Here is a 5,217-nt window from a genome sequence, read left to right on the forward strand (position 1 = left end):
GTGGAAGAAGGCTTTAGCAGCCTGGAAGAAATCGCTTACGTGCCGATCTCCGAGATGCTGGATATCGAGGCTTTCGACGAGGACACCGTCAACGAGCTGCGTACCCGCGCCCGTGACGCCCTGGTTACCGAGGCGATCGCTTCGGAAGAAGGCCTGGAAGGCATGGACGAAGCGCTGGTCGGCCTGGAAGGCATGGACCGCGTTACCGCGGGCAAGCTGGGCCTGGCTGGCATCAAGTCGCTGGCGCAATTTACCGGCCTGGCCTACGACGAATTCGGCGCCATTCTGGCCCTGTCGTCGGACCGTGCACGTGAACTGATTTCGAATGAATTTGAAAATGTGACCGACGATGAAATGAAGCTGGTCGATGCCAAGTACGACGAACGCGCCAAGGCCCTGCAGGCCAAGGCATGGTCGGCAGCCGAGGCAGCCAAAGCTTGAGTAGCACCTTTATCATCCGAGACACAAGAAAAGAGGACTGAATGGCGAGTAACAACGTAGCCCAATTTGCCACCGAACTGAAGATGCCTGCAGATTTGCTGCTGTCGCAGCTGCGTTCTGCTGGCGTCGATAAAAGTTCGGCGTCAGATCCATTGTCAAAAGATGATAAGGACAAGCTGCTGGAACACCTGCGCCGTACCCACGGCGCTGGTGCGGAGCAGGGCGAGAAGAAAAAGATCACCCTGACCCGCAAGGAAACTTCCGAGATCAAGCAGGCTGACGCCACCGGCAAAGCGCGCACCATCCAGGTTGAAGTTCGCAAGAAGCGCACCTTCGTGCAGCGCGACGACCTGGTCACCACCCCGGCCGCTACCGCTCCGGTAGTCGACGAGGCTGAACGCGCACGCCGCGAAGAGGAAGCACGCCGCCAGGCGGAGCTGATCGCGCGTCAGGAAGCTGAACTGAAAGAAAAGCAGGAGCGTCTGGCCAAGCTGGACGCCGAGAAGGAAGCGCAAGCCAAGGCGGCGGCCGAGGAAGCCAAGCGCGCCGCCGAGGAAGATGCCAAGAAAGCCGCTGCCGACAAGGCCGCCGCCGAGAAGGCCGCTGCCGCTGCCGCTGCAGGCGCTGCGCAGAAAGCTGTTGCTGAAGAAGAAGAGAAAAAGCGTCAGGCTGACGCTGAAGAATCGAAGCGCAAGCATGAAATCGCCGTGAAAGAAGCGGCGGAACGCGCTGAAGCGACCGAGCGCGCACGTAAAGCAGTGGCGGACGAAGTGGCCCAGATCAAGGCCATGATGAGCCAGCCACGCCGCGTGATGAAGGCCCCGGAGCCGGCACCAGCTGCCGCTGCGCCGGCCAAGCCGAAAGTCGCGGAAGGTACGCTGCACAAGCCTGCCGACAAGAAGCCAGCCGCCGCAGGCGCTGCTGGCGCCCCAGCCGGCGACAAGAAGGACGACAAGAAGGGCGGCGACAAGAAGTCCATCAAGTCGGCCAATGTGTCGTCGTCCTGGCAGGATGAAAAGCGCCGTGGCGCGCCGAGCACCGGCACCAAGGGCCGCGGCAACGCTGGCGGTGGTGCGGGCGGCCGTGACGGCTGGCGTGCCGGCGGCAAAGGTGGCCGCCGTGGTGGCCATCAGGACGATCGCGAATCGAACTTCCAGGCGCCGACCGAAGCCATCATCAAGGAAGTGCACGTGCCGGAGACCATCACGGTCGCCGAGCTGGCACACAAGATGTCGGTCAAGGCATCCGAGGTGATCAAGCAGCTGATGAAGCTGGGCCAGATGTGCACCATCAACCAGGTGCTGGACCAGGAAACCGCGATGATCGTGGTGGAAGAGATGGGCCACAAGGCCTTCGCTGCCGCCGTCGACGATCCGGAAGCGATCCTGGCCGACCAGGGCGAACACGCCGAGTACGAAGCGACCCCGCGCGCACCGGTGGTGACCGTGATGGGTCACGTCGACCACGGTAAGACCTCGCTGCTGGACTACATCCGCCGCGCCAAAGTGGCGTCGGGCGAAGCCGGCGGCATTACCCAGCACATCGGCGCCTACCACGTGGACACCCCGCGCGGTACCGTCACCTTCCTGGATACGCCGGGTCACGAAGCCTTCACGGCAATGCGTGCCCGCGGTGCGAAAGCAACCGACATCGTGATCCTGGTGGTGGCTGCCGACGACGGCGTGATGCCGCAAACGAAGGAAGCGATTGCGCACGCTAAAGCGGCAGGCGTGCCGCTGGTGGTGGCGATCAACAAGATCGACAAACCGGGCGGCAACCTGGAGCGCGTGACCCAGGAACTGATCGCAGAACAAGTGGTGCCGGAAGAATATGGTGGCGATTCGCCATTCGTACCGGTGTCCGCGAAGACCGGCCAGGGTATCGACGACCTGCTGGAGCAAGTGCTGCTGCAAGCCGAAGTGCTGGAACTGAAAGCCCCGGTCGAAGCGCCTGCGCGCGGCCTGGTGGTGGAAGCCCGTCTGGACAAGGGCCGCGGTCCTGTGGCCACGATCCTGGTGCAGTCCGGTACGCTGAAGCGTGGCGACGTGGTGCTGGCAGGTTCGTCCTTCGGCCGCGTGCGCGCCATGCTGGACGAAAACGGCAAGTCGATCGCCGAAGCGGGTCCTTCCATTCCGGTGGAGATCCAGGGCCTGACCGAAGTGCCGGCCGCTGGTGAAGAAGCCATGGTGATGGCGGACGAGCGCAAGGCGCGCGAGATCGGTCTGTTCCGTCAAGGTAAGTTCCGCGACGTGAAACTGGCCAAGCAGCAGGCCGCCAAGCTGGAGAACATGTTCGACCAGATGGCCGAAGGCGAAGTGAAGAATCTGCCGCTGATCATCAAGACCGACGTGCAGGGTTCGCAGGAAGCGCTGGTTGGCTCGCTGCAGAAGCTGTCGACCTCCGAAGTGCGTGTGCAGATCGTGCACGCTGCGGTGGGCGGCATCTCGGAATCGGACGTCAACCTGGCGACCGCTTCCAAGGCAGTCATCATCGGCTTCAACGCCCGTGCCGATGCACAGGCGCGCAAGCTGGCCGAAGCCAAYGGCGTGGACATCCGCTACTACAACATCATTTACGATGCGATCGAAGAGGTCAAAGCGGCGATGTCGGGCATGCTGGCGCCGGAGAAGCGCGAACACGTTATCGGCCAGGTCGAGATTCGCCAGGTTATTCTGGTATCCAAGGTCGGCGCGATTGCGGGCTGCCTGGTTACCGATGGTGTGGTCAAGCGTACCTCCTCGGTTCGCCTGCTGCGCAACAACATCGTGCTGTGGACCGGCGAGATCGACTCGCTCAAGCGCTTCAARGACGACGCGAAGGAAGTGCGCGCCGGTCTGGAGTGCGGCCTGAACCTCAAAGGCTACAACGATATCGAAGTAGGAGACCAGCTCGAGGTGTTCGAAGTACAGGAAATCGCTCGTACGCTGTAACAGCACGGCGCATTCATGGCGGGTCAATGACCCGCCCAACGGCGGGGAGGGCGGGTCATTGACCCGCCGTTCTTTTCAGGTAAGACCATCATGGCTAAACATAGCAAATCCATCCCACAGCGCGGCCTGCGCGTGGCAGACCAGATCCAGAAAGACTTGTCCGAGCTGATCGCCTTCGAACTGAAGGACCCGCGCGTCGGCATGATCACGCTGTCCGAAGTGCAGCTGACGCCGGACTATGCGCACGCCAAGATCTACTTCACCACGCTGAAGGACGATCCGGAAGCGGTCAAGAACACGCTGGCCGGCCTGCAGGYGGCGGCGGGCTACCTGCGCAACCAGCTGGGCAAGCGCCTGCACATCCACACGCTGCCGCAGCTGCACTTCCTGCATGACGTGTCGGCCGCGCGCGGCATGGCCATGTCCGCGCTGATCGACAAGGCCAACGCCACCCGCGCCGCCGATTTCGACGAAAACGAAGAATGAAGCGTGTGCGTGACCTCGTCGACGGCGTTCTGCTGCTCGACAAACCTGTTGGCCTGTCCAGCAACGACGCGCTGATCAAAGCCAAGCGCTTCATGAACGCGAAGAAGGCGGGCCACACCGGCACGCTCGATCCCTTCGCCACCGGCCTGCTGCCGCTGTGCTTCGGCGAAGCGACCAAGTTCTCGCAGGACCTGCTGGAAGCCGACAAGACTTACTTGACCACGGTGCATCTCGGCGTGCGCACGGATACGGGCGACACCGAAGGCGCCGTGATCGAAACGCTGCCGGTCGCGGTAACCGTTGAACAAATCGAGTCTGTGCTGGCCCGCTTCCGCGGCCCGATCAAGCAGGTGCCTCCAATGTATTCCGCGCTGAAGCGCGACGGCAAGCCGCTGTACGAATATGCTCGCGAAGGCATCACGCTCGAACGCGAGGCGCGCGATGTGGTGATTCATTCGCTGGAGTTCATCTCTTACGAAGCGCCGTATCTGAAGCTTGCTGTCACCTGCAGCAAAGGCACCTACATCCGCGTCCTCGGTGAAGATATCGGCGCGGCGCTGGGCTGCGGCGCGCATCTGAACGCCTTGCGCCGCACGCAAGTTGGTGCGCTGACCACGGACCGCATGATCACGCTGGAAGAACTGGCCGCTCACGCCGCGCCACGCGAGCTGCTGGCGCCCGTTGATGCGCTGCTGTCGTCCTTCCCGCGCGTGGTGCTGAACGACGAACTGTCCAGGCGCTTTCTGCATGGCCAGCGCCTGCCGCTGGGCAAGGAGCCGTCCATCGCCGTTCCCGCGCCATACCAAGGCCGTGTGCGCGTGTATGCCGAAGACGAACGCCTGCTCGGCACCGGCCTGCTCGGCGAATACGCCATCCTCGCCCCGGAACGCCTCATCGCCACCGCTCATCMCTGATCGCCCGCGCTCGCTAGCCGAACACCTCGTCCAGCGAGCGCGCGTCACACACCAGCTGTCAGCAATTTACCCTCACGGAGCCCTTCCTGCCGCCCTTCATGTTGGCCTCGGGCGCAATTTCTGCTCGAGGAAGATGGGCGCAACGGACCAATCCGCCAGCGAATGAGCCGCAGGCCAGTGAAACTGCAGGTGTTCCCGGAACAGCTTTTCGACCGCGCGTTTCCAGAGAACGTCGTTGTCGGTCTTGCACCCTGGAGCAGTGGGGCAGAACGGTGTTGCGAGCGTGCGTTGCGGGCTTGAGGTGGATCAAACTGGTTGGTTGCAACGCAGCATGGTATACTAGTGGGTTCAGTGCATCCGCACTTGCAGTCTTTCTGTAAATACAACCATCATGTCTAATACCAAACGCGCAATTCGCAACATCGCCATCATCGCTCACGTTGACC

At 62.4% G+C, this 5,217-nt stretch carries 3 protein-coding genes and 1 pseudogene; all 4 read left to right on the forward strand.

What is annotated here, in order from left to right; all coding sequences use genetic code 11:
* A pseudogene (gene nusA, locus AB4Z11_RS22095) lies at positions 1 to 441 on the forward strand (transcription termination factor NusA); the annotation flags it as partial.
* Positions 442 to 482: 41 nt separating this feature from the next.
* Positions 483 to 3,371, forward strand: a complete 2,889-nt coding sequence (gene infB, locus AB4Z11_RS22100; protein ID WP_442027693.1) for a translation initiation factor IF-2 — start codon at positions 483 to 485, stop codon at positions 3,369 to 3,371.
* Positions 3,372 to 3,461: 90 nt separating this feature from the next.
* Positions 3,462 to 3,857 carry a 30S ribosome-binding factor RbfA gene (rbfA, locus tag AB4Z11_RS22105; RefSeq protein ID WP_442027695.1) on the forward strand — a complete coding sequence of 132 codons (396 nt, stop codon included), beginning with the start codon at positions 3,462 to 3,464 and terminating at the stop codon, positions 3,855 to 3,857.
* Positions 3,854 to 4,771 (forward strand): tRNA pseudouridine(55) synthase TruB, encoded by a 918-nt coding sequence (gene truB, locus AB4Z11_RS22110; protein WP_442027696.1) that lies wholly within the window; start codon positions 3,854 to 3,856, stop codon positions 4,769 to 4,771. Before rbfA ends, truB begins: the two co-directional genes overlap by 4 nt.
* Positions 4,772 to 5,217 lie beyond the last annotated feature (446 nt).

The sequence above is a fragment of the Pseudoduganella sp. RAF53_2 genome (assembly GCF_052113985.1).
Classification (GTDB): domain Bacteria; phylum Pseudomonadota; class Gammaproteobacteria; order Burkholderiales; family Burkholderiaceae_D; genus Rugamonas.